We start from the raw sequence: 351 nt of genomic DNA on the forward strand, positions 1-351 counted from the left end.
CGGTGCAGGCGGCCAGCACGTCAACAAGACCGATTCGGCGATCCGTATCACGCACTTGCCGTCGGGCATCGTGGTCGAATGCCAGGAAGAACGCTCCCAGCACAAGAACCGCGCGCGGGCCATGGCCTGGTTGTCGGCCAAGCTCAACGACCAGCAGACCAGCGCTGCCGCCAACGCCATTGCCAGCGAGCGTAAATTGCTGGTGGGTTCGGGCGACCGTTCCGAGCGGATTCGCACCTACAACTTTGCCCAGGGCCGGGTCACCGACCACCGCGTCAACCTGACCCTGTATTCCCTGGATGAAATCCTTGCCGGCGGCGTCGACGCGGTGATCGAGCCCTTGCTGGCCGA

The 351-nt window shown here is 64.4% G+C and carries 1 protein-coding gene; it reads left to right on the forward strand.

Annotation, left to right across the window (positions count from 1 at the left end; translation table 11 throughout):
• Positions 1–351 (forward strand): peptide chain release factor-like protein (locus tag OC610_RS29055; RefSeq protein ID WP_332880495.1); only part of this gene is annotated, 351 nt, incomplete at both ends.

This window comes from Pseudomonas agronomica (assembly GCF_025917275.1).
Classification (GTDB): domain Bacteria; phylum Pseudomonadota; class Gammaproteobacteria; order Pseudomonadales; family Pseudomonadaceae; genus Aquipseudomonas; species Aquipseudomonas agronomica.